This window comes from Bacteroidota bacterium (genome assembly GCA_039821555.1).
Taxonomy (GTDB): Bacteria; Bacteroidota; Rhodothermia; order Rhodothermales; family Rubricoccaceae; genus JBCBEX01.
In genome coordinates this window covers 24974-50440 of sequence record JBCBNX010000003.1, presented here as the reverse complement: position 1 = coordinate 50440, position 25467 = coordinate 24974, and the positions used below count along the sequence as shown (strand labels likewise).

At 68.1% G+C, this 25467-nt stretch carries 21 protein-coding genes and 1 pseudogene; 10 read left to right on the top strand and 12 right to left on the bottom strand.

Features of this window, described 5'->3' with window-relative positions:
* Nucleotides 1-37 precede the first annotated feature (37 nt).
* The 3 genes from AAFU51_04595 to menB form a co-directional block, all read right to left on the bottom strand.
* Nucleotides 38-2641 carry a T9SS type A sorting domain-containing protein gene (locus AAFU51_04595; protein ID MEO1570526.1) on the bottom strand — a complete coding sequence of 868 codons (2604 nt, stop codon included), beginning with the start codon at nt 2639-2641 and terminating at the stop codon, nt 38-40.
* A gap of 91 nt (nt 2642-2732) precedes the next feature.
* Nucleotides 2733-3107, bottom strand: a complete 375-nt coding sequence (locus AAFU51_04590) for a hypothetical protein (protein MEO1570525.1) — start codon at nt 3105-3107, stop codon at nt 2733-2735.
* Nucleotides 3108-3223: 116 nt separating this feature from the next.
* Nucleotides 3224-4135: a 1,4-dihydroxy-2-naphthoyl-CoA synthase gene (menB, locus tag AAFU51_04585; GenBank protein MEO1570524.1), complete on the bottom strand. Its 912-nt coding sequence runs from the start codon at nt 4133-4135 to the stop codon at nt 3224-3226.
* Nucleotides 4136-4483: 348 nt separating this feature from the next.
* On the opposite strand from menB, the gene AAFU51_04580 reads away from it, so the two are divergent.
* Nucleotides 4484-5026 (top strand): hypothetical protein, encoded by a 543-nt coding sequence (locus tag AAFU51_04580; protein ID MEO1570523.1) that lies wholly within the window; start codon nt 4484-4486, stop codon nt 5024-5026.
* A gap of 65 nt (nt 5027-5091) precedes the next feature.
* On the opposite strand, the gene AAFU51_04575 is transcribed toward AAFU51_04580, so the two are convergent.
* Nucleotides 5092-5832 carry an alpha/beta fold hydrolase gene (locus AAFU51_04575; GenBank protein MEO1570522.1) on the bottom strand — a complete coding sequence of 247 codons (741 nt, stop codon included), beginning with the start codon at nt 5830-5832 and terminating at the stop codon, nt 5092-5094.
* A gap of 293 nt (nt 5833-6125) precedes the next feature.
* On the opposite strand from AAFU51_04575, the gene AAFU51_04570 reads away from it, so the two are divergent.
* The 3 genes from AAFU51_04570 to AAFU51_04560 are packed head-to-tail and all read left to right on the top strand — an operon-like array spanning nt 6126 to nt 10268.
* Entirely contained in the window at nt 6126-6614 is a 489-nt protein-coding gene (locus AAFU51_04570; protein MEO1570521.1) for a hypothetical protein, read from the top strand.
* Between the two features lie 33 nt (nt 6615-6647).
* The gene (locus AAFU51_04565; GenBank protein ID MEO1570520.1) at nt 6648-7235 is read left to right on the top strand and encodes a hypothetical protein; all 588 of its coding nucleotides are present in this window, start codon (nt 6648-6650) and stop codon (nt 7233-7235) included.
* Between the two features lie 48 nt (nt 7236-7283).
* Nucleotides 7284-10268: a hypothetical protein gene (locus tag AAFU51_04560; protein ID MEO1570519.1), complete on the top strand. Its 2985-nt coding sequence runs from the start codon at nt 7284-7286 to the stop codon at nt 10266-10268.
* Between the two features lie 89 nt (nt 10269-10357).
* Here AAFU51_04560 and menD read toward each other — a convergent pair whose 3' ends face one another.
* Nucleotides 10358-12241 carry a 2-succinyl-5-enolpyruvyl-6-hydroxy-3-cyclohexene-1-carboxylic-acid synthase gene (gene menD, locus AAFU51_04555; protein MEO1570518.1) on the bottom strand — a complete coding sequence of 628 codons (1884 nt, stop codon included), beginning with the start codon at nt 12239-12241 and terminating at the stop codon, nt 10358-10360.
* Between the two features lie 78 nt (nt 12242-12319).
* Nucleotides 12320-13552 (bottom strand): NAD(P)/FAD-dependent oxidoreductase, encoded by a 1233-nt coding sequence (locus tag AAFU51_04550; GenBank protein ID MEO1570517.1) that lies wholly within the window; start codon nt 13550-13552, stop codon nt 12320-12322.
* A gap of 121 nt (nt 13553-13673) precedes the next feature.
* Between AAFU51_04550 and AAFU51_04545 the strand changes: the two genes are divergently transcribed.
* The 4 genes and pseudogenes from AAFU51_04545 (at nt 13674) to AAFU51_04530 (ending at nt 16160) form a co-directional block, all read left to right on the top strand.
* Complete coding sequence (locus AAFU51_04545; protein ID MEO1570516.1) at nt 13674-14264, top strand: hypothetical protein; 591 nt, start codon at nt 13674-13676, stop codon at nt 14262-14264.
* A gap of 134 nt (nt 14265-14398) precedes the next feature.
* A complete protein-coding gene (locus tag AAFU51_04540; GenBank protein ID MEO1570515.1) occupies nt 14399-14797 on the top strand; it encodes a hotdog fold thioesterase in 399 nt (132 codons plus the stop codon).
* 3 nt (nt 14798-14800) lie between these two features.
* The gene (gene pheA / locus AAFU51_04535; GenBank protein ID MEO1570514.1) at nt 14801-15730 is read left to right on the top strand and encodes a prephenate dehydratase; all 930 of its coding nucleotides are present in this window, start codon (nt 14801-14803) and stop codon (nt 15728-15730) included.
* Between the two features lie 77 nt (nt 15731-15807).
* Nucleotides 15808-16160, top strand: a pseudogene (locus AAFU51_04530) (IS481 family transposase).
* Nucleotides 16161-16777: 617 nt separating this feature from the next.
* On the opposite strand, the gene AAFU51_04525 reads toward AAFU51_04530, so the two are convergent.
* Complete coding sequence (locus AAFU51_04525) at nt 16778-19519, bottom strand: alpha-amylase family glycosyl hydrolase (protein ID MEO1570513.1); 2742 nt, start codon at nt 19517-19519, stop codon at nt 16778-16780.
* Between the two features lie 499 nt (nt 19520-20018).
* On the opposite strand from AAFU51_04525, the gene AAFU51_04520 reads away from it, so the two are divergent.
* Complete coding sequence (locus AAFU51_04520; GenBank protein ID MEO1570512.1) at nt 20019-20528, top strand: L,D-transpeptidase family protein; 510 nt, start codon at nt 20019-20021, stop codon at nt 20526-20528.
* A gap of 12 nt (nt 20529-20540) precedes the next feature.
* Here AAFU51_04520 and AAFU51_04515 read toward each other — a convergent pair whose 3' ends face one another.
* The 5 genes from AAFU51_04515 to ispG form a co-directional block, all read right to left on the bottom strand.
* Entirely contained in the window at nt 20541-21314 is a 774-nt protein-coding gene (locus AAFU51_04515) for an SDR family oxidoreductase (GenBank protein ID MEO1570511.1), read from the bottom strand.
* An 11-nt stretch (nt 21315-21325) separates the two neighbouring features.
* A complete protein-coding gene (locus tag AAFU51_04510; GenBank protein ID MEO1570510.1) occupies nt 21326-21910 on the bottom strand; it encodes a GNAT family N-acetyltransferase in 585 nt (194 codons plus the stop codon).
* A 10-nt stretch (nt 21911-21920) separates the two neighbouring features.
* The gene (locus tag AAFU51_04505; protein ID MEO1570509.1) at nt 21921-22580 is read right to left on the bottom strand and encodes a hypothetical protein; all 660 of its coding nucleotides are present in this window, start codon (nt 22578-22580) and stop codon (nt 21921-21923) included.
* Between the two features lie 143 nt (nt 22581-22723).
* Complete coding sequence (locus AAFU51_04500; protein ID MEO1570508.1) at nt 22724-23677, bottom strand: WD40 repeat domain-containing protein; 954 nt, start codon at nt 23675-23677, stop codon at nt 22724-22726.
* Nucleotides 23674-24822 carry a flavodoxin-dependent (E)-4-hydroxy-3-methylbut-2-enyl-diphosphate synthase gene (gene ispG, locus AAFU51_04495; GenBank protein MEO1570507.1) on the bottom strand — a complete coding sequence of 383 codons (1149 nt, stop codon included), beginning with the start codon at nt 24820-24822 and terminating at the stop codon, nt 23674-23676. Before ispG ends, AAFU51_04500 begins: the two co-directional genes overlap by 4 nt.
* A gap of 230 nt (nt 24823-25052) precedes the next feature.
* On the opposite strand from ispG, the gene AAFU51_04490 reads away from it, so the two are divergent.
* Nucleotides 25053-25466: a hypothetical protein gene (locus AAFU51_04490; protein MEO1570506.1), complete on the top strand. Its 414-nt coding sequence runs from the start codon at nt 25053-25055 to the stop codon at nt 25464-25466.
* Nucleotide 25467 lies beyond the last annotated feature (1 nt).

Below are 25467 nucleotides of genomic sequence, written 5' to 3'. Positions count from 1 at the left end.
CCAAGCTACCGCTCCCAGATGGCCGCCCGCGCGTCGATCATCGCGCCAGCGTGAGCCTCGTCGTGAGCGTCTGCGCGCCTGCGGTCAGTCGCACGACATAGGTCCCGTTCGCGAGCCCAGCGTCGGGCGACCACGACAGCGTGTGGGTGCCGCTCGCCTGCATTCCCTCGGCGAGGGTAGCGACGCGGCGCCCGGCCACATCGAACACCTCCACCCGGACCTGTACCGGGCTGCCGAGCACGTACTGGACCGTCGTGGAGGTCGCAACCGGGTTCGGCCACGGCGTGGCGAGGGCAACGCCTGCGGTCTCAGCAGTCGGCTCGTTCGCGACAGGGTTGGCGGGCAGTTGGAGCGTCCACAGCGAGCGGGCGTGCGTCCCGGCTGCGAGGTAGCGCGCCGTCGGGTGGATCTTCAGGTCGAACACGGCGACGGCGGGGATGCCGGTGCCGAGCGCCTCCCACGACGCGCCCGCATCGGGGCTCACAAACGGCCCGACATCGGTCCCGACGAACACCGTGTCCGGCGCGAGCGGGTCGATGGCGATGGCATTTACGGGCGCATCGGGCAGACCGTCGCTGATCGCGGTCCACGTCGTGCCGCTGTCCGTCGTGCGGAAGACACGGGGGGCAGGATCGCGCCAGCGCAGGCCCGACTGCGTCACGTAGGCCGAGGTCACATCGGTCGGGTGCGCGACCACGCGTGTGACGTAGCGGAAGGGCAGCGGCCCCGTCCGGTCCTCCCACGTCGCACCGCCGTCCGAGGTCGTCCATACCTGGCCGTCGCCCGTGCCTACCCACAGCACGTCGGGGTCGAGCGGCGACACCGAGATGGCCGTGACTACGCTCAGGCGCCCCGCGGCGCTCGTCGTCAGGTCGGGCGAGATGGGGGTCCAGAAGCCTGCGCCGTTGGTCGTCCGATAGACGCGGTTCGTGCCGTAGTAGAGCGTCTGCGAGTCGCTCGGGTCCATCACCACCGGCGTCGACCAGTTCGTGGGCTCGCCTCCGTCGATGCCGTTGAGGGCGAAGTCGAAGCTGAAGCCGCCGTCGGTCGACTTGCCGAGGTTGCCAAACTGCGACTCGGCGTAGATCACGTCAGGGTCGGTCGGGTCGACGATCACGTAGAAGCCGTCGCCGCCGTAGATCGTGTCGAAGTCGTCGAGCGCGCCTGTGCGGGTGCGCACGGTGCCGTTGTCCTGCGTGCCGCCGTAGAGCCGCTCCGGGTTGCTCGGGTCGAGGCCGATCTCGTAGAACTGCGTGATGGCGAGGCCGTTGACGGCCTCCCACGAGAGGCCGCGGTCGGTGCTGATGTCGAAGCCGCCGTCGTTGCCGGAGAGCACGTAGGTCGGGTCGTCGGGCTTGAAGGCGAGCGCGTGGTGGTCAACGTGGAGCACCTCGTAGCCGTACTGGTCGAACCAGCCGTTGCCTTCCCACACGACGAGCGGCACGTCGAGGACGAAGACGCGCTCCGCGTCGAGGGGGTCGCAGCGGACGTTGCCGAAGTACCAGGAGAAGCCGCCGCTGAAGCCAGGCAGCGCGCCCGAACGGGGGTCCCGCGCCCACGAGACGCCGCCGTCCTCGGAGCGGTAGAGGTCGGTCAGGACGCGGCCGTCGTTGTAGAGCGCGTACATCCGGTCGGGGTCGCCGTCGCAGGTCGCGAGGCCGATTCGCCCGATGTCGTCCGCCGGGCCAGGCAGGCCGTCCGTCGCCCCGAGGAGCGTCCACGTGTCGCCGCCGTCGGCGGAGCGGTAGACGCCGCTGGTCGTGCCGGAGAGGAAGGCCGTCGTCGGCGTGCGCTCGCGCTCCCACATCGTCGCGTAGAGCGTGTCGGGCGAGGTCGGGTGCATCACGAGGTCGATGGCCGCCGTGCGGTCCGAGACGAAGAGCACCTGGTTCCAGGAGTCGCCGCCGTCGGTGGAGCGGTAGACGCCGCGCGCGGGCGACGTCCCGAAGTAGGCGCCCGTGCCGGTGAGAAAGACGCGGTCCGGGTCGCGGGGATCGATGCGGATGCGGCCGATCGTAATCGTCTCCTCCAGCCCGAGCGGTGTCCACGTCGCCCCGCCGTCCTCGGTGCGGAAGACGCCGCCGCCCGAGAGGTTGTACGACCCGCCGTTCGATTCGCCCGTGCCCACGAATGCGCGGTCCGGGTTAGCCGGGTCGACCGCCACTGCGCCGACAGGCAGCACGGCCTGGTCGTCGAAGATGGGCGCCCACGTCCGCCCGGCGTCGAGCGACTTGAACGCGCCGCCGGTCGCCGCGCCCGCGTAGACCACGTCCGGCGCGCTCGGCGCAAAGGCGATGCTGGTGATGCGCCCACCGATGTTGGTCGGCCCAGCCTGCTGCCAGGTCCCAAACGTGTCCCCTCGGCGTGCGGTCTCGCGCATCTGAAGGGCTTGCGCGTGCGCGGCACGGAACGCCTCGGCGTCGTGCTCGAAGTGGGGGAAGAGCCGCTGCTCGGCGAGCCACGTCGCCGGCCGTTGGTCGGGGCCAGGCGCTTCTTTCTCGGCGCGTTCCGTCAGCGGCCGCAGGTCGGCTTCCGGGACTGCCACCGAGGTGGCCGGGTCTGCTGGGAGGTCGGGGAGTGTCGCCCACGCGACGAAGAGGCCAAGAGCGAGAAGCGGGAGAACCAGGCGAGTAGGTGGCATGAGCGGGGCGTAGGGTCGGGGTGGAACACACACGGCGGACAGCGGCACGATACGGCACACCGCGCCATCCTATCCATGCAGTTCCTACCCGCTACGATGCGTCCATGCCTGTGACGGGACGCCATTCCTCCAACTCGTCGAGCAGGTCGTAGACGTCCTCGCGGTACTGCTTCTTGATCTTCAGCTTCACGCGCTCCTTGTGCTTGCCGGGCAGCTCTGCCAGCAGGTCGAGGTGGGCGGGGCGGAGGAAGAGCGTGTCCTTGAACGCGCCGCGCTTGAAGCGCACCTCGGTGAGGTCGCGCAGCGGGACGGCCACCACCCTCGGAGCCTGCTTCACGAGGCCGAGCCACGCAAGCTGCACCTCCATCACCAGCACATCGCCCGCGGCGCCGCGCTCCACGCGCATGAGGCCGTGGCCCTCAGCGAGGCCGTCGTAGACGTTGGGGAGCGTGAACGGGATGCTCATGACGAGTGCGGCGGTGCCGCGGTGAGGCCGTGTTGCGGTGGGCTTCGATACTGAAAACGGCCGCGGGGGTTACATCCAACGTGCCCCCGCGGACCGCAGACGGTGCCGCTGCCGACCTACGGCCGGTATCCGTCGGCGTCGAAGTCGGGCTTGCGGCGCTCGTTGTAGGCGTTCTTGCCCTCCTGGCCCTCCTCGGTCATGTAGAACAGCATCGTCGCGTGACCGGCGAGCTGCTGGAGGCCCGCGCCGCCGTCCTCGTCGGCGTTGGCGGCCGCCTTGAGCATGCGGATGGCGATGTTCGAGTTCTGGAGGATCTCACGGCTCCACTGGACATACTCGCGCTCCAACTCGGCGAGCGGGACGACGGTGTTGACGAGGCCCATGTCGAGCGCCTCCTGCGCGGAATAGTCGCGGCACAGGAACCAGATCTCGCGGGCCTTCTTCTGCCCGACAATGCGCGCGAGGTGCGTCGTGCCGTAGCCCGCGTCGAACGAGCCCACCTTCGGGCCGGTCTGCATGAAGCGCGCGTTGTCACTGGCGATGGTGAGGTCGCACACGACGTGGAGCACGTGCCCGCCGCCGACGGCCCAGCCGTTGACCGCCGCGATGACGGGCTTCGGGATGGTGCGGATGCGCGTCTGGAAATCAAGCACGTTGAGGCGCTGCATGCCCGTCTCCGAGCCGCCCTGCATCTCCCTGTAGCCGTGGTCGCCGCGGATGCGCTGGTCGCCGCCGGAGCAGAAGGCCTTGTCGCCTGCGCCCGTGAGCACCACCACGCCGACGGACGGGTCGTCGCGCGCGTCGTCGATGGCGTGGATCATCTCGGTGACGGTCGTCGGGCGGAAGGCGTTGCGCACCTCCGGGCGGTTGATCGTGATGCGGGCGATCCCAGCCGTGTTCGAGTCCGGCGTGCCTTTCTCGTAGACGATGTCCTCGAAGCCGTCGAGGGCGTGCCAGGAGAAGGGGCCTTCGACGGTCGGCCGATGGGTGAAGTGGTGGCGCTTGGAGGTGCCGTTGGGGGAAGCCATGGAATACGCGGGGAGAAGCCGGGAACGAAGGGAAAAGGAGCGTCCAGAACGAGGAGGGGCAGGGCCGGTGTTCCGTTCCTGGCAACGAGGCCTTGCCGAAATCGCCCAGTCGATGATCATAGCGAACGCGGCGGCCGCATCGCTGCTGTATCGCCGCCGCGCTCGTGGGCTGGGGCAAGGCGATATCTGGCCGGGTAGGTTTTTCCGGCTGGCCGCAGCGTGGCAGCTTCAGTCACGCGACCCGACACGGAGGCATGTCAAACGCAGGTGGCAACGCGCTGGAGCAAAGGCGCGCCCGGCGTTTGCCCGCGAAGCCGGTGTTCTCTCACCCGACCTCGCTCTCCTCTCATGGCGCAGACCTTCTACGCGCTCGTCGCGGTCTTCTCGTTTTCCTTGCTCGGGCTCACCATGCACCGCCAGACGGCGGACACCGAACGCCACGCCATCGAAGCGGAGGTGGAGGCCGCCGCGCTGGACCTGGCGATCGTCTGGAGCAACCGGGTGAAAGCGCTCGCCTTCGACGAGGCGGACGTGGACGAGCATCCGATGCGGGCGACGGCTGACGGGCTGACGCCCTTGGCCGCTTTCGGCCCCGACGCCGCCGAGGCCACGCTTGACGACTACGACGACGTGGACGACCTCGATGGCACCGTGATCGACGCCAACCTGCCGCTCGGCACCGGCCTCTATCCGTTTGCCGTCCACGTGTCCGTGCGCTACGCGGACCCGCTGGACTTTGAGCGGCCCGGTGTGATCGGCCCGACGACGGCAAAGATGGTCACGCTCGTCATTGCCGACCAGGGCGCCGACTTGAGCCAGTCAGGCCCGGCAGGGCGCCACGTCGAGCTGTCGTTCCCCGTCACGCCGGTCAAGCGCCACCTGCACTGGTAGGCGCTCGCCAACGGGTGGGGTGCTGCGGGCGATCACGCCACATCACTGCGGGCGATCACGCCACATCACAGCGTCTCGAACCAGGCAACAACCGCGTCTACGAAGGCCGCCGGGCGCTCGCGGTGGACGTTGTGGCCCGCAGCAGACACGATGCGCGCTGTGACGGTCGAGGCGCGCGCCATCAATTGGACGATGTGCACGTACTTCTCGTCGCGCGCGCCCGCGAGCGCGAGCGTGGGCGGGAGGGCACCGAGCCGGTCCCAGTAGGACGGTTGGTGGGCGACGCTGAGTCCTCGGAGCGCGCGTGCCAGTTCGCCAGGGTCACCGCGAAGGCGCTCCGCAATCGTCGCCTCCACGCGGCCAGGCTCCAGGGCCAACGAGGCAAAAAGGGGAAGTTGGTACCACGACGCAAGGAATCCCGCAAAGTCGCGCTCGACGTGGGCGGCGCGTGCGTCGTCGAGGGCGTGCCTCGCTGCGCGCTCAGCGTCGCTGGATAGGCCCGGCGACGCCGATTCTACCACAAGAGCTCGGAAGCGGCCCGGGTGGCGCAGCGCCGCCGTCATCGCCACGCGCCCGCCCATCGAGTAGCCGACTAGCACCGGACGCTCGAGCGCCGCAGCGTCGAGCGCATCCACGAGGGCATCGGCAGTGCCCGAGAGCGAGTAGGTGCCGCTGGGGAGGCTGAGCGAAGCGCCGTGCCCCGGCAGGTCCACGGTCCAGCCCGGCAGGAGTGTCTGCACCGGCGCCCAGTCAGCATGAGTGCCCAGCCAGCCGTGCACATAAATCACCGGGGTGGGAAGCGGCACAGCGGGCATGCGCGGCGCGGCATGCTTGGGGGGAAGACAGGCTAAAACAGCCAAGGGAGTGAGGGAAAGAGAGCGGGGCGACTGGAAACGAAAAGATGAAACGTGTATGTGCGCGTAAGTGCTGCGCAGGGCGCATCCGTCTATGAGGCGCAGAAGGGCTTTTTCGGTTTAGGCTCCCCAAAGGTCCACCCAGTGAGAGGCTTTGTTAGGGTGATACACAAAATGAGATGCCAGGAATGGCATTGGTACCGAAGTGGGATCACACGCCAGAGCATCTCCTTCGAGTACGACCCATGTCCCAAACTATCGGAGCCATCATCGCCCTCATGGCAGCCTCAGTGCTCGCCATGAATGTGCAGCAGGGTGCCGTCCGCTCGAAGATGGACATGGTGGCCGAAGAGACCGAGACTTATGCCGGCAGCGTCGCTCTCGACGTGCTCGACTACATCTCCACGACCGCCTTCGACGAGGCGACCAAGGGAGGAGGCAGCTACTCCCGCGACGAGCTCACCGCCGTGCCCTTCTCGACGGGCAAGCGCTACGAGGACGCCGACGATATCGACGACTTCCACGAGATCCAGACCTACACGTTCACCTCAGGCTACGAGAGCTACGAGTTCGAAGTCGACGTGACCGTGCAGTACGTCAGCGAGGAAGACGGCGAGACGGTCTCCGGCACCCCCACCTTCGCCAAGCTTGTCACCGTCTACGTCACCAACCCGATTCTCCAGCGCTACGACCGGACGGTGACGATGAGCCAGGTGATGACCTACGGCAGCTAGCCCGGCTGGCTGCCCCCCCTTTGAAACGCCCTCATGCAGTTTATCTACGACCATCTAAACGCCACCCTCATCGGCACCGGGGTGTTCTTCATCCTCGTCGGCGTCCAGCTGACGGGGACCAACTCGACGGTGGACGAGACGTTCTTCGCAGCGGCACGCACGCAGATGCAGTCGTTCGTGGACCTGCTCGACGAGGACCTGGCCAACGTCGGCGCGGGCGTGCCAGCGGCGATGGACCCGTTCGTGGACTACGACGCTGCCAGCCACCTCACCTTCCGGCGCAAGCTCGATGCCGCCGACTCGACGTTCGTGGAGGTCGAATACCGCTGGACCGTCGCGGACTCGGTCACCTACGTGGACGACGGCGTGTCCTCACGGCTGCCGCTCTACAGGGTGGAGCGCCTCGTCAACGGGATGATGAGCGGGAGCAGCCCGGCCTCGCTCATGACGCTGCAGATGCAGCCTCAGGAGACAGACGGCACACCGACAGCCACCCTGGCGGACGCCACGGCCATCTACATCCGCTTTGACCTGCTCTATGCGGGCAGTGACACCGTTACCGACCAGACTGCCAGGCGTGCACGGTGGGCGCGCACGTATCGCCCCGCCAACCTCAACTAACCCCACACGTCCGACTGGAATCACCCCGGCGGACCACACAGCAACACCATGAACAGAGTAGCCCTACTCGCCGTTGCGGCGGCAACCATATGGATCGGTTCGCTCTCGAGTTCGTCCCTGGAGCGCACGCGCGACATCGCCACCGATACCGAGCACATCCAGAGCGAGATGCTCGCGGAGCGCGTCGCGAGAACAGGCTTGGACCTGGCCGCGAGCAAGATCAACCAGGACTTTGAGGGCTGGCGTGCGGGCTTCAACCAGACCGCCCACAACGGCGGCACCTTCGAGGTCGTGGCCAGCGGCGGGACAGCCGGCCCCGTGGTGCTTGCCTCAACGGGCGACGTCAGCGGCACCTCGGTGGATATCTACCGCGTGGTGGGACGCCTCGCGTCCGCGCCGTCGCCGCTGATGCTCGACTCGGACACGATGCAGGTGAACCTGTCCGGGACCAACTTCCTCGCCAGCGGCCACGACACGCCGTCGTTCTCCTACGAGGACCTGCCCGAGGGCTACGGGCGCTCCGGCACGTCGGTGCCTGCGGTGTGGACGAGCACGCCCGAGGGGCAGCAGACGGTCCAGAATGCGCTCAGCAACTACAGCAGCGACCGCGTGCGCGGCGATCAGAGCCAGGCCGACGTCACCACCGGCGCGCTGGCCTACGACGTGGAGGCGATCCTGGACGAGGTCATGGCGAACCCAGCCTACGCCTACCAGGGCAACCAGTCCTTCCAAGACACCGCGTTCGGCAGCCTCGGCAGCCCCACCACCGTCTACATCGACGGCGACGTCAGCTTCGCCGGCGCAACGACGGGCTATGGCATCCTCGTGGTTGAAGGCGACTTCGTAGCAGCGGGCGACTTCGAGTGGCACGGCGTCGTGGTCGCCGACAAGGTGGGCGACATGGAGGTCACCCTGCGCAACAACGCCACGATCTACGGCATGCTCTACGTCCGCCACGAGGAGGGCGACTACGACTGCGAGGTCGAGGTCGGCGACGCCGAGGTGGACCCGATGACCATCTGGAGCATCCGCGACTCCGACGGCATGCTCATGCGCTACACCATCGACGAGGACCAGGTCATCGTCGGCACCGAGGGGCTGCTTCAGGGCATTCAGGAGCCGGCCACCCCAGGCTTCACCGTGGACGCGGAGGCCTTCACCTTCGGCCCGGACGGCACGATCTACTTCGTCAACAACGCCAACTTCGAGGAATACACCTACAGCAACGGGCAGTACTACCCTGTGCAGGACAATGCGCTCTACACCATCGACCCGGCCGAGATCGACGACGACCCGAGTACGCCGGTGAACGTCACCCGCGTGGGCGACACGGGGCGCTACTGGGGAGACGAGATCAACAGCCTCGTCTTCCAAGGGAACACCCTCTACGGCTTCGCCCGCTCCTCGACGCGCCTCTACGAACTCGACCTCTCGACTGGCAACGCGTCGCAGGTCCGGCGCCTCGTCAGCGGCACCGCCGAGATCGGCAGCTTCACGATGAATGCCAGCGGCCAGGTCTACTTCACGCGGACCGACGCGTCCAGCCTGGAGCTGTGGCGCTGGGACGACCTCGTTACCGGCTGGGTCGCCAAGCAGTACGACCTGTCGGGGATCTCGCACAACAGTTCTGACAAGATGCGCGCCATCGCCGCCCACCCCGACGGCATGATCTACGGCCACGACGGCGTCCGCTTCGTCCGCGTCGATCCGACCAACGGAGGGGTCACGCAGCTCTCCGCCTACAGCGGAGACATTCAGGACATGGCGTTCTACTTCCAGGGCGAGGAGGCTACCGCCGAAAACGTCCTGCCCGGCTGCGACCAAGACCTCACGGGCATCATCCCCGACTTCACGTCGCTGCCCTACGACTGGATGGGCAACACCAGCTACGCGCAGTACAGCACCCTGAACTGGCCAGGCGGCCCTGGCATCCAGGTGCGCGTCGACGCCGACACCGGCTACGGGAGCTACTACCGGGCGGGCTATGCCGAGGGCATGAGCCTCCAGGCGCTCACGGAGTCCGTGGACTTGGGGCAGGCGGCCAGCGACATCAACAACCCGGACTACATCGGCCCCAACCCGCTGCCCGTTCTTGACGTGCACCCGCCGATGTATTCCTCGGGTGGTGGCCGCGCCGAGGTGTCCTTCACCTTCAGCCAGGCTTGGAACCGGCCGTTCTACTTCTACATCTTCGACATCGACAACGCCGCGACGACCATCCGTGCATATGACGAGAACGGGGCCCAGGTCTCGACGGCGGACTGGGAGATGACGCAGAACCTGGACGTACTGCTGGGATCGGATGGCTCCAGTGACGGCGTGAGCTGGATCTGGGACGCCTCTCGCGGCTCGTTGCGCCCGGAGGTGATCCGCGACACCGAGTTGATCGTTGCGGAGCTGATGGTGCCCAACTTTTCAGAGGTCCGGAAGATTCGCATCAGCCTCCAGACAGCCAACATGAGCTACTTCGCGGATCGCGTCTCGTACAGCTTTGCGCCGCTGTCCCTGTTCAAGCAGCGCGGCATACTCGACTTTACGATGGCTGACAACGCCGAAGTCTACTACTCGACCGAAGCGCTCGGGCAGCTGGCCACGCTGAGCGACACCATCGAGCAGGGCTCGTGGATCGTCGAGTACGACGACTACACGATGGATCTGCGCGACTACTTCGAGGAGGAGACGTTCGTCGCGACGCCGCAGCGCGAGGACGAGCGCCGCGTGGCCATCTGCCGCAACGGGCGCTCGGTGATGGTGTCGGTCCTCGGCCTGAGCGGCCACCTGGACCGGGGCGCCACGCTGGGCCGTTGCGGCACGTCCTCCTCAGGAGGTGAAGCCGGAGAGCCCACCGGCGGCGGCACCCAGTCGCCTGTCACCAACCCGCTCGCTGATCCTACCGCCAACGGTCCTGGTGGGTTGGGGCAGATCATCACGATCTGCGTCGATGGCGTGGAGATGCAGATCGAGCTGCGCGACCTGGCTACGTGGCAGCGCCGCGGAGCAAGCATCGGGTCCTGCACCGTCGCAGCCGAATGAGGTGACGGCGCAGCGCACCCACCAATGAATCGAGCACGGGGCGTTTCCTTTGGGACGCGCCCCGTGCCTGCTACTTGTGCGCGGGGTGCCTACGCGCAGACGGCGGTCACAGCGCCTGCAGCAGTCTCCAGGAGGTGAGCATGCAAGGCCCGGTTTGCATCGCGCTCGGTCCGAACCTCGATGAGTGAGGAGGTCGCAGCGGTGCAGGCTGTGCGGTAGGCCTCGATGAAGCCTGCGGGCGTGGTGGGGGCGTGGTAGGCGAGGTTGAAGAGCCGCGCCGCATCGGCAAAGCCAAGCCCGTGAGGCGTGCCGAAGAACCGCTCGAAGTTGGCTGCGGGCACAGCGCCTGACTCGACGCCCTCGCGCGCGAGGGGCAGAAAGTGGAAGATGCCCCCGCCGTCATTGTTGATTGCCACGATCACGACGGGTGGCTGGGCTGCCATGGAAACGTCAGGGTCACGGAGCAGCGCGAGCGAGTTGAGGTCGTGCAGCAGCGCCAGGTCGCCGATGAGGAGCGTCGCTGGGGCGCTCCGCCCGCGTGCCACGCCTGCCGCCGTCGCCACTGTCCCGTCGATGCCGCTCGCGCCCCGGTTGGCGAAGACCTCGGCTGCGGGTACGGTCGGGTCCGCGAAGGCGTCCACGTCGCGGATCGGCATGCTGGCCGCGAGCACGAGCGCGTGGTCGGCGGGCCGATGCTGGCTCACGAGGCGCGCGACGAGGGGCTCGGAGAGCGGCTCGTGCTGGTCAACGGCATCCAGGGTGTCGGCTAGGTGCTTTCGGACGGCTGTGTCAGCCTTGTGCCACCCTGCCTGCCATGCGTCGTCAGTCGGGTTGACCACATCCCCTGCGAGCAGCGCGTCGGCGAACGCGACGAGGTCGCTCTCGAAGCGGTGCGTGACGTGGTGGCGCGGGTCGAAGCGGTCCGGGCCGTCGCGGACGACGGCATAGCACGGTGGCGCGCACGCGGCGAGGTGCTGCGCGAGCCGCTTCGAGACGGGCCGCCCGCCGAGGTGCAGCACGGCGTCGGGGCGGACGGCCGCGCAGAACGGCGCGCTCGTGAGGACGAGGTCCGCGTGCGCAACGACGAGCGGATGGTCGGCGTGCCCCGTCCGTAGCCCCGACTCCACGTCGGCCAGCAGCGGCCAGCCCAGCGCCTCAGCGACCCGCCGCGCCGCGCTCGACTCAGCCTCGGTCCGCAGTCGCCCGACGACGACTACGCCGCGCTCGGCGCGTTGCAACGTCGCCCGGAGCGAGGTGAGCGCACCGGGCGGTGCAGCCACCAAAGGCGCTGCATACTGCGTGAACGGGGTCTCGCCGTTGGTCCAGTGCGCGAGCGGACGGAGGTAGGCCCCCCAATCCGTGGAGCCTTCTGGGAAATCGGCAGCGCCCTTGGGCGGCGGCGCGAGCGGCTCCCGAAACATCGCGTTGAGGTGAACCGGCCCGCCCGGTGCCCGCCCGGCACGGTGCCACGCCTGGTCGACAGTCGTCAGAACGGCCGCGGCGGGCATCTCGGTGCTCGGGGTCGGGAGGTCGAAGGCCCAGCGGACGTACGGGTCGAAGAGCCCCGGCTGCGTGATCGTCTGGTTCGCCCCCGTCTGACGCAGTTCCGGCGGCCGGTCGGCGGTGAGCAGCAGCAGCGGCACGCCGTCCACGCTCGCCTCCACGACGGCGGGCATGCCGTTCGCCAGCGCCGTTCCGCTCGTCGTGATCCAGACGGCGGGCGTCGGTCTCTCTTGTGACTGAGCGGCCCGCGCATAGCCCAGCGCCGCGAACGCCGAGCCTCGCTCGTCGAAGTGCACCAGCGCCTTCGCCTCGGGGTGGGCTGCCACTGCCAGCGTCAGCGGCGTCGAGCGCGAGCCAGGAGCCACGCAGAACAGCCCCACGCCTAGCCGCACTAACTCCTCGACGATCAGCTCTGCCCAGACCTGGTTGAGGTGCGGAGCAGCATCGAGGCGGGCCGAGAGGGTGTGCACAGTGACGCGGTGACGCGGTGTGGCGGTGAAGAGGTCACTGCCGCACCGCCACACCGCAGCACGGCTGCACCCATCGTCCTACGCCATCAGCACGCGCAGGTAGAACATCGGCGAGACGAGCTTGCGGCGCTGGCTCTCGTCGTCGAACATGGTCGAGATGTAGTCGGCGAGCTCGGGGCTGCGGCTGGCTTTCTTCACGACGGTGTTGAGGAGCCACTTCCACTGGCCGAGGCGCTGCATGGCGTAGCTGAGGCGCAGCTCGCTGTCCAGGTACTCGTGGACATTGCGGTCGTAGCCCTGGAGGAAGCGGCTGGAGTAGTCGTTGGCCGCCTTGGCCTTGGCGGTCCACTGCGCGGCGAACTCGGCGGAGATCATCGCGTTGCCGATGCCCTCGCCCGTGAACGGGTCGATGAGGCTCCCGGCATCGCCGACGAGCATCCAGCCCGGCCCGGCGAGCGGGCGCGGCTTCGAGCCGAGCGGCAGGCCCCAGCCCTTCACCGGGCCGATGCGCGTGGCGTCCTTGAACCGCTCCTTGAAGCGCGGGTGGTTCACCAGCAGGTCGAGGAGTGGCTTGAGCTTGATGTCGCGCTTCTTGATGAAGTCGGACCGCATGCCCAGCCCCACGTTCGCGCGGCCGTTGGCCATCGGGAAGATCCAGAAGTAGCCCGGGATCGACTCCTCGACGAAGTGGATTTCGATGTGGTTGAGCGGGTGGAAGCCGGTGACGCCCTCGTAGTAGGCGCGCAGCCCGGCGCAGTAGTGGTTCTCGACGAGCTGCTCCATGCCGAGCTCCTTCGCCACGACCGAGTAGGCGCCGTCGGCCCCGACCACGATGGGCGCGCGGACCTCCGTCGGGGCGCCGTCGCCACCCCGCGCGAGGCGGACGCCGACGACCTGGTCCCCTTCCCACAGCAGCCCGAGGACCCGCGTGCCGAGCCACAGCTCGACGCCCTGCTCCAGCGCGTACTCGACCATGAGGTCGTCGAACGAGACGCGGTCGCAGACGAAGCCGGGCGCGACGGGCTTGTTGAGCTCCTTCGTGAACGGGATCGCGACCTCGTCGCCGAACGGCCCGGAGAAGGTCACGCCCCACGAGCCGAGGCTGGGCCGCTGCTCCACGAGCCGGTCGAGGAGGTTGAGGCGGCGCAACACGTCTACGCTCTTGCCGCTCACCGCGTCGCCGCAGATCTTGTCGCGAGGAAAGGCGTCGGTCTTGTCGAGGAGGAGCGGGCGGAGGCCAGCCTTGGCCATCTCGGCTGCGGCGGTCGCGCCGCCCGGGCCGGCACCTACGATGATCGCGTCGAAATCCATGCAGGAAGTACGGTTGGGGTGTGAGGGGACGCGAGAAGATAGGCCGAGGCCCGGACGCGTCGGGGACCCACCGACAGAGCGCGGGGTTTTGAACCAACCTCCACAACGTCCACGCCTCTCCATGCCCTATCTCGTCCGCCTTGTCCTTCTCGCTGCGCTCTTGGGTGTTCCCGCTGGGTGCGCGCCGCCCCAGTCGCCTGCGCCCTCTGCGCCCGACACTACAGCGGTCGAGACGCCGACGATCGGCCCCACCCCCGCGCCGCCGCGCGACCGCCGCATCACGGCGCTGGCCGACCGCGAGATCGAGGGCTACCTCGCCGGGCGCGGCATGGGCCTCGCCATCCCCGCTGAGCGCAACCACTTCCCCGGCCCGCTCCACGTCCTCGAACTCCGCGACACGCTCGGCCTCTCGCCCGAGCAGCAGGCCTACGCTGAGCAACTGCGCCAGGAGGTCGTCGAGGAGGCGCCGCGTCTAGGCGCAGCCTACATCGAGGCGGAGCGGGCGCTCGACAGCCTGTTTGTTCACCAGGTCGCCACCGAGGCGAGCGTCCGCCGCCAGACCCGCGCCGTCGCCGATGTGCTGGGCGCGCTCCGCGCGCTCCACCTCGTCGCGCACGTTGCCATGCGCGACACGCTGCGCCCCGCCCAGATCGCGCTCTACGACGACCTCAGAGGGTATCCCGCCGACACGACGGGACAGGCAGGCGAGTGAGCCGTTTCGACCCCGCTCGCGGAGCAGAGGCACGCAGGTGCGGACGCAGGAACGTGTAGAGAGGGATTCCTGCGGACCGACGGACAGCGTATCCTTCGGCCCTTGACGTCACCTACCCCTGTGCCTCTCACGCTATGGCTGCGCTCCCTAACACGACCGGTGGCCTCGCCGCGCTCCTCGGCATCGAACTCCTGGAGGCGGGCCCCGACCGCGTCGTCGCCACGATGCCGGTCACGCCCGACCACCACCAGCCGATGGGCTATCTCCACGGCGGCGCGAGCGTGGCCTTCGCCGAGACGCTGGTGTCGTACGGCGCCTTTCTCGGTGCGCCCGAGGGCCACACGGCGTTCGGCATGGAGATCAATGCCAACCACATTCGCTCGAAGCAGGACGGCCTGCTCACGGGCGTCGCGACGCCGCTGCACCAGGGGCGTACCTCGCAGGTGTGGCAGGTCGAGATCCGCGACGAGGCCGAGAAGCTGGTCTGCGTGAGCCGCTGCACCGTTGCCATCACGCCGTTGCGCAAGGGCTAGCCGATGGCCGACCGCTCACATTCGACGCCGCCGCGTATCGCCTTCCAGGGCGAGGTCGGCGCGTTCAGCGAGGAGGCCGTGCGCGCCTTCTTCGGGCCAGACGTGGAGCCGGTGCCCTGCGCCAGCTTCCGCGACGTCTTCGAGGCCGTTGCCGGGGGAGCGGTCGAGCGGGGCCTCGTGCCCATCGAGAACGCGCGCTTCGGGAGCGTCCACGTCAACTACGACCTGCTGCGCGAGTACGGCCTGCCCATCGTCGGCGAGGTGCACCTGCGCATCCGCCACCACCTGATGGCCCGGCCCGGCACCACATTGCCGGATGTGAAGCGGGTTCGCTCGCACCCGCAGGCCCTCGGCCAGTGCGACGCCTGGCTCCGCGACTACCTCCCCAACGCCGAGCCCGTCCCCGACTACGACACCGCTGGCGCCGCCCGTCGCCTCGCCAACGTCGAGCTCGGGGGCGAGCGCCTCAGCGCCGAGGCCGCCATCGCCAGCGCCGCCGCCGCGGAGGAGTACGGCCTCGTCGTGCTCGCCGCCGGCATCGAGGGCGACCCGAACAACGTCACCCGCTTTCTCGCTATCGAGAGGCGAAGCGGCGAAGAGGCCGAGAACCAGGGAGACGGGGAGGAGACGACACCGCCGCACCGCGACACCGCGACACGGCCGCACTTCAAGACCTCGCTCGTCTTTGCGCTACGGGCCAACGTGCCGGGCGCGCTCTTCAAGAGCCTCGCCGTCTTCGCGCTGCGCGACCTCGACCTGCTCAAGATCGAGAGCCGCCCGCTCGTGGGCTCGCCGGGGCAATACCTCTTCTACCTCGACCTCGGCGGCCACGCCACGGACCGCCCCGTCGCTCGTGCGCTCGACCACCTCGCCGACTTCGCTGCGCGCGTGCAGGTGCTCGGCAGCTACCCCACGGGGCGACGGGTGGGATAGCCCACGGGATAGCGACTAGGGTGTGTAGTCCCAGAGTGTCGTGGTCTACCCTGTGACCACTTTAACCCCGACCTCCTATGGGACTCCTTCTACACGGCAGCGCCCGCACCACGCACGCCACCCGACGAGCCCTCCAACGCTCCCAGAAGACCGTGAGCGCCCTCGCCGAGCAACACGGCCTCAATTGCAAGACCGCCGCCAAGTGGCGCAAGCGCCAGACCGTCGCGGACGCCCCGATGGGCCCAGGCAACCGCGTTCAACCGTCCTCTCGCCCGAGGAGGAAGCGACCATCGTTGCCTGCCGCCGACACACACTGCTGCCGCTCGACGATTGCCTCTACGCCCTGCAGCCGACCATGTCCCATCTGACGCGTTCGTCGCTGCATCGCTGCTTGCAACGTCACGGCATCAGCAGGCTGCCGGAGGTTGAGGAGGAATACGTCTTCGAGGGCACCAAGTACGACGCGGAGTACTTCGCCTCGTCCGAGGAGAGCGACCTCAGGGAGACGAAGAACACATCGGCCTTTCGCATCATCCGCGAGACGCCCCACATCCCCGATCCGAACGGGCCAGGCCCGGAAATCCCCGAGCCCTCGGACCCGGACACCACCTCGGCGCCCACGCCGCCGCCCGCTCCGAGCCGGGCCCATGCCCAACTTGGCTCCCGCTATAGGCTCAACGGCCACTCCTTCATCACCGACTACGGGTTCATCGCCATCGCTGGCGTCACGACGAGCGTGAGGAAGCGCGGCTGGTTCGGGATCTACTTCCCCGTGCGCGGCGACGTGCTCAGCCACACCGCCACGTTCGGCTCAACGACCGTGTCGAACACCTGCACCCGAGCTTTCTTGTGCTACTCCGTGGTGTCCGTCTCGATACCCGGTCCGCTCACTGGCACCCTCTCCACAACGCACAACGCGACGCATGCGGGTGACTCTGCAAACGTTCAGACCAGCGTGACCGTCGAGTAGCAGCACGACCCATCCTCTACCCACCCAGCGCCCCACTGCGATCACTGCGGTGGGGCGCTGGCGTGTATCGGCCGGGCCTACTGTGCGCGCACCCAGATCATGGCGGTGCGCTCTGGGACGGCGACCGCCTGCGTCTGCCCGCCGTCGAGCGGCGAGCCGAGCGTGCCGTCCAGGTTCACGCGCTGGCCGTCGCTGACGAGCATCCATGTCCCGTCGGCGAGGTCCACGCCAGGGAACGTATGCGGGGCGTCGCTGCTGTTGACGAGCACGAGCACGCGGTCGTCCACGACGTAGCCGAGTAGCTGCGTGTGGTCGGGCGTGAGGAAGTGGTAGTAGCCCTCGGGCTGCGGGTCGCCCTTGCGGAAGACGGCCCCGGCCTCGGACAGGCGGAAGTCGATGAGGCCGCGCCAGAACGCGAGCATCGCGGCGTAGTCGCTCGCCGCGCCGTCGGCTGGGGTCGCGCCGACGGTCTCCCAATCGTATTGGTTGGCGGTGCGCAGGTTGTAGGTGTCGCCGCGCCCGTTGATGTAGACCGGCGTCATCGCCGTTTCGAGGACCTTCTGGCCGCCCATCTCGCTCTGGAGCGGGGCCGCGCCCTTCGAGCGGAGCATCTCCGAGCCGCCGTTGAGCACGATCGGTCCGAGCGAGGTGAAGAGCAGCGTCGCCGCGATGCGGTAGCGGTCCTCGTCCACGCCCGCGCGGCCGTCCCAGGCGTCGCTGCCGGTCTTGTTGCGCGCGTAGCGGTCGGGCAGCGCCCAGTTGTCGTGGATGTCGAGGTAGTTGATGCCCATGTTGGGCGTCGCCTCGTCGGGGAAGCGATTCGAGAGCGCGCGCATCGTCTGCTCGCGCACGGCCCCGTCGCCGCCCGCGAAGCCGCGGCTCTCGACGGCGGGCATCGGGTCGGAGGTCGGCCCCTTGAACGCGTTGCGGGCATCGTCCTGGAAGAAGGTGATCGGGCTATCGACCTTGTACCAGTCCCAATCCGGATTCGCCTCGAAGGCGGGGTCGTTGGAGCCGATCCATGGCTCGCCGTAGACGATTTTGTCGCGCCCGATAGCCTCGCGGACGGCGCGGAGCGTCTGCTCGTCGGTCTGCCCCGCGAGGTCGATACGGAAGCCATCGACGCCGAACTCCTCAATGAAGTGGAGGCACTGGTCGATGAGCCAGCGCTGCACCATCGGGCGGTCCTCCGACTTCACCTCGTTGCCGAAGACGCCGATGTGGTCGAAGGTGCCGAAGAGGTCGGGGAGGATGCGGTAGTAGTAGAGCTTGTCGATGCCGTTGAAGTTGAGCACCTGCTGCGTGCCCTCCATGTTTTCGCCGGTGTGGTTGAACACGAAGTCGACGATGACGGCCATGCCCTCGTCGTGGAAGGCCTGGACGAGGTCGCGGAACTGCTCGCGCTCCGAGCCGGGCTCGGTGCCGCGCTGGCGGAAGCGGCTCTCGACGGCCATGTAGTGCGTGATGCGGTAGCCCCACTGGTAGTTCTCGTCGGCGACGCCCTGCGCCTGCATGAACGGGTCGTCGGCGAAGGCGGCCTGCCAGACGTCGTCGGGGTAGTGCAGAAATTCCTGCATCGGCATCAGGTGGACGACGTTGACGCCGAGGTCTTTGAGGTAATCGAAGCCGATGGGCTCGCCGCGTGCGTTGGTGAGGCCGGGCATCGTCATCGCGGGGATGGTGCCCTTGAGGTCGTCGGAGACGGGGAGGCGGTCGGTGAAGTCCTGGACGTGGACCTCGTAGGCGATTACGTCTTCCATCGCCGGGATGCCGTCTGCGAGCGGCGTGGCGGGCTCGGTGGCGCGCCAGATGCGGGCGCGGCCCCAGCCATCGTCGGAGACGCGGGCGTAAGGGTCGGTGACGCGGATGCCTTCCTGGTTGAAGAAGTGGTTGCCGGGGTCGTCCGGGCCGACGACCTCGAAGTCGTAGTACGTCCCGTGGAGGTCGCCGTCCAGCGCGATTTCCCAGACGCCCTGGCTGTCGCGGGTGAGGGCGTGCGAAGCGGTCGCATCGCCCGTGCGGTCGGCGTAGAGGTTGACGGTCACGCCGTCGGCACGCGGGGCGAAGAGGCGAATGTCGGTGCGGCTGCCATCGCCGTTCTCGTCCAGAGTGATCTCAGCGCCGAGCGGCTTCTCGGAGTACATCGTCCGCCAGAGCCCGTCGAAGTTGGCCCAGGCGCGGAGCACCTCGTCGCTGCCGGGCGCGCTGTACTCGACGAAGTAGATGCGATTGAGCGCGAGGTCCTCGGCAGGCACGACGAGGAACTCATCGGCCTGGTTCGGCAGCACGGCCGCCACGGGTGTCTCGTTGCCCTGCGCGTCGAGGATGCGGTAGCGCAGCGGGCGCGTGGACGTGCGGAGGCTGTCGCCTGCGAGCTTGACCCAGACGGCGCGCTCGCCACGTAGCTCAGCGCGCATGCTCGACGGCGTGACATCGTGGAGGAAGATGAAGTTGCCGCCCTCGGCGTTGGGCGCCCCGCCCGGCGGGTCGAGCCAGACGCCGTCGTTGACGCGGAATTTGAACGGCGTGGCGGGCTTCAGAAAGCCGTAGCGCGGGTTGTAGATCGAGAGCGCCCAGACGCCGCTCTCCGTCGGGCGAAGTTGCCGTGTCGGATCGTCCATGGCCGTGTCCCAGCCTACGAGCGCGCCCGTCACCACGACCCGCTCCGGCACCGCATTGAGGCCATAGTGCCCAGGTTCGAACAAAAACACCGTCGAGTCACCCCGGATCGCGTAGCCCTGGAGGCGTTCGGCGTCGGAGAAGTCTTGAGCGAACGCGGCGGGCATGGCGAAGCAGAGGAATAGGAGGAGACGGCGCATAGGAGAAGCGGCTTAGGAAGAGACGCGGGAAGATAGGCTGAGGGGTGGGGTACGGGAGTGTGCAGGTGCTCTCTCGGAGATCGTGCGGACCGGGGTGACCTCCGCATGCTGTGATGCTGAGGCAACCTGGTGGGTCCCCGCCTCTGTTTGCACAAGGGCACCCTCCGCGCGGGGATGACGCCCGTTCGTGGAAGGGTTTGCAGGTCGAAACCTAGCCGGACGCTGGTTCCACCTCCGGCCATAGACCTCAGCGAGCAACGCAGGCGGCCTACAGACGAGCCCGAGGCGAGCGTGCCGCGGGCCAATTCCCACTCTTCACGGCGCTTTGGTTGCGAAGCGGCCCGCCGTCGCTGCATTTTTGGGCGTCTGTCGTCTCCTACACGCCTCTGCGCTATGATCCCCCGACTTCTTGCTGTCGCCGGTGCTGGCCTCGTCGGCCTCTCGTTCTTCACGCTCCTGATGGCGATCTTCACGAGCTGCCACTCGTACTAGGCGAGCCATGCGTGCGCTCGTGCTCGGCAGCCTTCTGATTGCGGGCCTCGGCGCCTACGCGCACTGGCCGCCCGACCCGCTGCCTTCGGAGGCGCGCGCCGACGCGGTCGTCGTGGACAAGCAGGCCCGCACGCTCACGCTGCTGCGTCAGGATGAGCCGCTGCGCACCTACCCGGTCTCACTCGGCGGAGCCCCGGCTGGCCACAAACAGCGCGAGGGCGACGAGCGCACCCCGGAGGGCACCTACGTCCTCGACTGGCGCAACCCCAACAGCTGTTGCTATCGGTCGCTGCACGTCTCCTATCCGAACGAAGACGACCAGGCCCGTGCCGACACCGGCGGTTACTTGCCGGGCGGCCACATCATGATTCACGGGCTGGTGAACGGCATGGGATGGCTTGGTCGCCTGCACCGGCTGTGGGACTGGACGGACGGCTGCATCGCCGTCACGAACGCGGAGATGGCCCAAATCTGGGATCACGTGCCCAACGGAACCCCGATCACGCTGCTGCCCTAGCTGTGCGGCGGATTACCGCAGCCCGAGCTTGCTGAACGCACCGTCCACGACGAGGTGCGCGCCCGTGATGTAGCTCGCGGCCGGCATCGCGAGGAAGGCGACGGCCCGCGCGACCTCTTCCGGCTCACCGACGCGCCCGAGCGGCGTCGCGCCGATGATCTTTGCGCGCTTGGCATTGTCCTGCAAGACTTGCTCGGCGAGCGGCGTGCGGATGTACCACGGGTGCACGGCGTTGACGCGGATGCCGTCCGGCCCCCACTCCACGGCGAGGAAGTCGGTGAGTTGGTCCATCGCGCCCTTCGTCATGGCGTAGGCGGCCGTCGAGGTGGCGACGATGCGGCGGGTGGACACGGACGACACGTTGACGACGCTCCCGGACGCAGCCTTGAGGAGTGGATAGCATGCCCGCGTGAGTTCGTAGGCCGACTCGAGGTTGACGGCCATGAGGTGCCGCAGGTCGTCGAGCGTGTAGGCAAGTGTCGGCTTGCGGAGGTTGGTCCCGACGTTGTTGACGAGCGTGTCGAGGCGTCCGCCGAACTCGGCCCGCACGGCATCGAGGACGACCGCCCGACCTTCGGGCGTCGCCACGTCGGCGGCCACCCCGCGCGCGTCGTAGCCTTCCGCAGTCCACATCGAGGTCTGCGCTTCGACATCGGACGCCGTGCGTGCTGCGACGAGCACCGACGCGCCCAGATCGAGGAGTTCTTCGACGATGGCGCGGCCGATGCCCTGCGTGCCGCCCGTGACGAGCGCGGTCGTGTCGGAGAGAGTCCAGGCGTCAGACATGGCGGTGCGGTTTATCGGGCTAGCCGTGCGCGCAGCGCCGCGTCCACACGCGGCCACTCGTCGGCGAGGATGCTGTAGTAGATCGTGTCGCGGGTGCGGCCCGTCGCGGTGATGACGTGCTGGCGGAGGATGCCTTCCTCGGTCGCGCCGAGGCGCAGGATGGCGGCCCGCGACCGCGCGTTGAGGACGTCTGTCTTGATCTCGACGCGCTGGCAGTCCATCTCCTCGAAGGCGTGGCGGAGCATAAGCCACTTCGCCTCGGTGTTGACGGCGGTGCGTTGCCAGGGCCGCGCCACCCACGTCCAGCCGATCTCCGCGCGGCGGTGCTCCGGCACGATGTTGCCGAAGCGCGTGCTCCCGACCACACGTCCGCTTGCGCGGTGGATCGTGGCAAATGGCCGCATCCGACCGCGTCGCTGCCCCTTGAGCGCGGCCTCGATGTAGGCACGCATGTCGTCCCGGTCGTGCACAGTGGACGTCGTCCAGCGCCACAGTTCTGGGTCGAGTCCAACCTCGCACAAGGCGTCGAGGTGGTCGCGCGTGAGCGGCTCCAGACGCACGTGCGTGCCTTCGAGCAGGACGAGAGACGGCGTCACCGCGGCGCTGTTAGAGTCCAAACTGGTAGCCGATGCGGAAGTAGGGCAGCACCGGCACGCGCCGAAGCTCGTCCTCGATCTCGTCGAGTTCCTGCTCCAGGTCCGCCTGGAACTCCGGCTCGTCGGCCACGGGCCCCTCGGCGGTCAAATCGGCGCTGGCCGTCGCTGGGATAAGCACGCCGAGGCCGACGTTGAAGCCCGCCCCACGCCGAGCGACCTCCAGGAGGACGGACGGCCCGCCTACGGAAAAGTCCCCAAGTACACGACCGACCTCGTTGGGCGCATAGGTCTCGTCGCCGATCTCGACGCTCTCGGTGGGCGTGGCGACGCCCTCCAGGCTATAGCCGCCAAACATCACGCCTCCGCCGACGGCGAAGTTGCCAGCTCCGGGGTGGTAGTGTCCGAGGAGTAGGATCGAGAAGGCGCTCGGATCGAGGTCGTAGTCAAGGTCTTCGATCTCCACATCGATTCCAGGGAATGGCAGCACGGAGAACTCCGCGGACGCGCTGAATCGAGACGTGATGCGCACATTGCTGCTGAGGCCGAGCCCGGTGAGCGTGAAAACAGGGCCCACGGACACCTGCACGTCCCCTCCGCCTTGCGCGCGGCTGCTAGGGGCGACGAGGATGCTGGCAAGAAGCAGTACGAGGAGGCAAAGCGAACGGGACATGACGGCGCGGCTGCTGGCGAGAAGGAAGCGCGGCTGGGTAGCATGCAGGTAAACGGCACGTACCCAGTAGATACAACGATATCGGCTCCGCTACCACCGTCTTATCCTCTGCTATGCGCTACCTCCTGGCCATGCAATGCGGCCTACCGGATGGTGCGTAGTCGTTCGCCTGAAGACGCTTCCCACAGCTTGATCGTCGTACCCTGCCCCACGGTGGCGAGGGTTTGCTCATCAGGTGCAGCATCTACAAAGAAGGCAATGTCGGCGTCGGCTCGGACGCGCCAGACCTCATCGCCGGTCTCCAGGCTCCAGAGGCGTAGCGTCCCGTCGCCGCAGGCGGCAGCGATGTGGGTCCCGCCACGAATAAACACGAGCGCGTTGACGAACCCACCCGCGTCGAACGTGGCCAGCGGTGATTCACGGTCAGTAGCATAGACGACGACCTCGCCGCTGCTGCCGGCCCCTGCTACGCGCTGGCCATCCGGTGCGATGCTAGCCGTGACGAAGCTCAAGCCCGCAGGCGACCACGAGACTATTTCTTCGCTGGTGGCGACGTCCCAGAGCTTCAGGAGCGTACCGCGTCCGGCGGTCACGAGGCGCGTGCCGTCAGGCGAAAAGCGCGCCGCCGCCGTCACCTCGTCGTGCGCCTGCGTGCGCCAGGCGATCTCGTCGGGCGCGCCTGGCTCTGTTGTCAGGTCCCACACGATCAGCTCGCCCTCGGTGGCGGTGCTCGCAAGGCGGGTACCGTCGGGCGAGGCGTCTACGTAGAACAGCGTGCCGGTGTGTCCGCGCAGCGTGCGCGTCAGCTCACCAGTGGCGAGGTCCCAGAGCTTGACCGTCCCGTCGTAGCTCGCGCTCGCGAGGCCCTGCCCGTCGGCGAGCCAGGCGACGTGCACCACATAGTCGTCGTGGCCTGGCAGCGTCTGTACGAGGGCGCCCGTGGCCGCGTCGTAGACCCGCAGCGTACGGTCCGAGGCGGCTGTCACAAGCTGCGTCCCGTCGGGCGAGAACCGGACGGAGTTGACCGCCACGCCCTGCGCCACCGTCGGAGCACCGAGGCCGAGCAGCAGCGCTCCCACGAGGGCCCACCGCGTCACGACGCAGCCTCCGCCTCCTCGTCCCATGTCTCAATGGCTTCCAGGACCGTCTCCACGATCTGGTCCTCGGGGACCGTGCGAACTACCTCGCCGTGCTTGAAGAGGTGCGCGCGCCCGCGCCCGAGCGAGATGCCGAGGTCGGCCCCGGCGGCCTCGCCTGGCCCGTTGACGGCGCAGCCCATGAGCGCCACGCTGAGGTCCTTGTCGAACTTCCGCTCGGCGACAGCCTCCTCTACTTCGTTGACGATCGAGAACAGGTCGCCCGCGAGACGGCCACAGGTCGGACACGCGATGATGTTGACGCCAGGCCGGCCGAGGCGCAAGCTCTTGAGGATGAGGTGCCCCACCTCGACCTCGTGCTCGGAGTCGGCGGCGAGGCTCACGCGGATTGTGTCGCCGATGCCGTCGGCGAGTAGGCTACCGATGCCGATAGCCGACTTGATCGAGCCCGCCTTGACGGTGCCGCTCTCGGTCACGCCGAGGTGCAACGGATAGTCCGTGCGCTCGGCGAGGATACGGTAGCTCTGGATCATGAAGAACACGTCCGAGTGCTTCACCGAGATCACGATGTCCTCGAAGCCCTCGCGCTCGCACACCTCGACGTGGCGCATCGCGCTCTCGAAGAGCGCCATCGGCTGCGGAAAGCCGTACTTGTCGAGGATGTCTTTCTCCAGCGACCCCGCGTTGACGCCGATGCGGATCGGGATGCCCTTCTCCTTGGCCGCGAGCAGCACCTCGCGCTCCCACTCCGGCTTGCCGATGTTGCCGGGGTTGATGCGCACCTTGGCGATCCCGGCGTCGATGGCCTGGAGGGCGTACTTGTAGTTGAAGTGGATGTCGGCGACGAGCGGCACGGGGCTGCCCTGCACGAGGTCAGCGAGCGCGTCGGCGTCCTCGGGGCGCGGCACAGCCACCCGCACGATATCGGCCCCGGCGTCGGCGAGGCGTGTGATCTCTTTCAGGCAGTTCTCGACATCGTGCGTCTTGCCCGTCGTCATCGACTGCACGGCGATGGGCGCGCCGCCGCCGACCTGCACGTCGCCCACGAAGACGGCGCGGGACTTCCGGCGAGGGCGCTCGACGGTGCGCAAGGGCTGATCAGGGGACGGAGCGGCGGACGAAGGCGGGGGGGCAGTCGCAGCCATGACGGGCACGGGGATGAGCAGGAAGAGAGGACGTGAAGCCGCCCCTGCCAACCACCCGCCGCGCGGATTGTTCGCAGGGGCAGCCTGGCTCCTGATCGGGCCCCTCAGGCAGCCGCTCACACAGAATTGCATGGCGTCTGGCTCCGCAATCGCTCTACACTTGGCGCACCGGAGCGTCCTCGATCGCGAGCGCCGCCTCCGTCTCCCCAACCAACCTCTGACTCACGTCCATGCGTGCACCTGTCTGGTTCCTGGCAGCGCTCCTCGGCGCCGCACTCTTCACGGGCTGTGACTCCTCGTCCTCATCGGAGGCGATTCGGCTGTTTACCGACGCCGATGCCTATGCTGCCGACGCCACCGTGACCCTCACCTTCGCCAACGACACGAGCGACGAGGTGTTCGTCCACCCCGAACTCTGCGGCGTCTTTCCACAGACCCGCACGGAGGACGGCTGGGACGCGGCGCCTCCCTTCGACCGCCTCGACTTTTTGTGCACGCAAGTCGTCCGGGAGTTGGCTGACGGCGAGCGCGTCACGGTGACGTTTTCGCTCACCGAACTCGACGATCCAGCGGGCACCTACCGGTTCACCTATGGCACATCGGCGGGTCAGGTGAACTCGAACACGTTCCAGATCGCGAACTGAC